This is a genomic window from Rhodococcus sp. EPR-134, assembly GCF_001647205.1.
Lineage (GTDB): Bacteria > Actinomycetota > Actinomycetes > Mycobacteriales > Mycobacteriaceae > Rhodococcus_F > Rhodococcus_F qingshengii.
The window spans coordinates 1-2,861 of record NZ_LVCT01000335.1 but is presented as its reverse complement, the minus strand read 5'-3'; the positions used below and the strand labels follow the sequence as shown (position 1 = coordinate 2,861).

Annotated in this window: 1 protein-coding gene; it reads left to right on the top strand. The window is 63.8% G+C overall.

Features of this window, described 5'->3' with window-relative positions:
* Window positions 1–559: 559 nt before the first annotated feature.
* Window positions 560–2,698, top strand: a complete 2,139-nt coding sequence (gene rho / locus A2J01_RS15120) for a transcription termination factor Rho (protein WP_042923185.1) — start codon at window positions 560–562, stop codon at window positions 2,696–2,698.
* Window positions 2,699–2,861: the final 163 nt, after the last annotated feature.

The window sequence follows — 2,861 nt, the reverse complement described above, 5'->3', positions numbered from 1 at the left end:
GTGTGCTCGAGTTGGACATCGCCGACGGCGTCGAAGTATCCACGACGACGGTCTGATCCCTGCCTTGGTCCTGGTGATCGCCCACTACCGATCGGTAGTGAACTGACACACCCAGTCATCCAAATTCTTGCCGGACTCAGGTTTGGGCGCTATCCTGGGCTATGTCCGTACATCGTGCGCGTCAGTCGCCGGTGCATCACCAGGGGGCAAAACTCCTTCCCAATCGGGGTCCACAGTCCTTGGCATGATTCTCGCAGGCATGATCCTCACGCTTGTACCTTCTCCGAAGGTTTGAATCCTCCGCGGATCGAACACTCAGAGGTTCCATCACTCTGGGGTTCAACACACGGGGGAGTGAATCGTCGACGAAGGCGCGTTGGGCAGGTTTGCGAGCGCATGAAAAGTTTGAGGCGAGAGTTTCCGACAATCATGTGACGGCGGACAAGCCGGCAGTTCTGGACAGCAACCACGTACGGCACCACCGAGTTCGGTATTCAATCGAACTGCGGGACGAACCCTCGACTTTGCGCAGTGCGAGTGAGGGAAGGAAAGGACCTCCGTGACCGATACGGACCTCATCGCCACTTCTGCACCCGCCGGGTCGGAATCAGGCGACAATTCTCAGGCGTCATCTTCAGCATCGAACGGTGCGGTGGCGACCTCCACGAAGCGTGCCGAAACGCGCCGTGGTGCCGGACTCTCCGGCATGGTGCTCACCGAACTCCGCACTCTTGCGGGTGAACTGGGCATCAAAGGCACTTCCGGCATGCGCAAGGGTGACCTGATCGCAGCCATCAAGGAGCGCCAGGGCGGCAGCGCGAAGGCTGCACCCGCACAGAGTGAACTCACTCTCGACGACGCACCCGTTGCGCGCACTCGTGCCAAGAGCACTCGCGCCGCACGCACCGAAACCCCCGCAGCCGAAACAGCTCCGGCAGCCGAGTCGGCTCCTGCCGAGGCCGCGCCTGCGCGTACGGAATCCGCCGAGGATTCCGATCAGAGCGCACCCCGTCGCGGACGTCAGCGTCGCGGCGCCGCTCGTCGTGCAGGTTCACCCGACCAGGGTGAACTGAGCATCGAGCAGGAAGCGCCTTCGGCGAAGTCCGACGCGGACACCGCGAAGGCCGCCGATTCTTCGAAGGTCGCCGAGACCGCCAAGGCCGAGGCTCCGGCCGAGCGTCCTGCGCGCACCGAGGGCAAGTCCGACGCTGATCAGGCTCCCGCCGAGCAGGGCAACGAGCGTCCCCGCCGCGAGCGAAACCGGGACAACCAGGGCCAGCGGGACAACCAGGGCCAGCGCGAGAACCAGGGCAACCGGGGCAACCAGGATCGCCAGGATCGCCAGGACCGTCAGGATCGCGGCAATCAGAACAACGCCGGCCAGAACAACGCCGGTCCGCGTACGGACAACCGCAACAACGGACCGGACGACGACGAAGAGGGCGGACGCGGACGCCGCGGACGCCGTTTCCGCGAGCGCCGTGGCCGTGGTCGCGATCGCGGTGAGGGTGGCGCACCCAACGATTCACGCGAGACCGAGATTCGTGAGGACGACGTCCTTCAGCCGGTCGCCGGCATCCTCGACGTCCTCGACAATTACGCCTTCGTGCGTACGTCCGGGTACCTCGCCGGTCCCAACGACGTCTACGTCTCCATGAACCTGATCCGCAAGAACGGCCTTCGCCGTGGCGACGCCATCACCGGTGCCGTCCGCGTCTCGCGTGACGGTGAGCAGGGCAGCCAGCGCCAGAAGTTCAACCCGCTGGTTCGCATCGACACGGTCAACGGCGGCGACGTCGAGGCCGCGAAGAAGCGCCCCGAGTTCAACAAGCTCACGCCGCTGTACCCGAACCAGCGTCTGCGCCTCGAGACCGAGCAGCACATTCTCACCACGCGTGTCATCGACCTGGTGATGCCCATCGGTAAGGGCCAGCGCGCCCTCATCGTGAGCCCGCCCAAGGCCGGTAAGACCAGCGTGTTGCAGGCGATCGCGAATGCCGTCGCCACCAACAATCCTGAGTGCTACCTGATGGTCATCCTCGTGGACGAGCGTCCCGAGGAAGTGACCGACATGCAGCGCAGCGTGAAGGGTGAGGTCATTTCCTCCACCTTCGACCGCCCGCCGGGAGATCACACCGCAGTTGCCGAGCTGGCAATCGAGCGTGCGAAGCGCCTGGTCGAGATGGGTAAGGACGTCGTCGTACTGCTCGACTCCATCACGCGTCTGGGTCGTGCGTACAACAACTCCTCGCCGGCGTCGGGACGCATCCTCTCCGGTGGTGTCGACTCGACGGCGCTCTACCCGCCGAAGCGTTTCCTCGGTGCTGCCCGCAACATCGAGAACGGTGGATCGCTCACCATCATCGCTACCGCAATGGTCGAGACCGGATCCACCGGCGACACCGTGATCTTCGAAGAGTTCAAGGGCACCGGCAACGCCGAGCTCAAGCTCGATCGCAAGATCGCCGAACGCCGCGTGTTCCCGGCCGTGGACGTCAACCCGTCCAGCACGCGTAAGGACGAGTTGCTCCTGAGCCCGGACGAAGCTGCGGTGCTGCACAAGCTCCGTCGCGTCCTGTCCGGTCTGGACTCGCATCAGGCCATCGATCTGCTGATCGATCGACTGAAGAAGAGCAAGAACAACCTCGAGTTCCTGATGCAGGTCTCCAAGACCGCACCGGGTGCGATCGACGACTGATCGATTCGACGTCAAAAGGCCCACAACCAGCTGGTTGTGGGCCTTTTGCGTGGGCGGAACAAAACCGAGCGACAGTGCGTTGACAACTTCGTACAGCCACCCCGAGGCGTGCGAGACGCGGATTATCCGGTGAGGTACCGCATCTGGCATACTGAACGGCCGA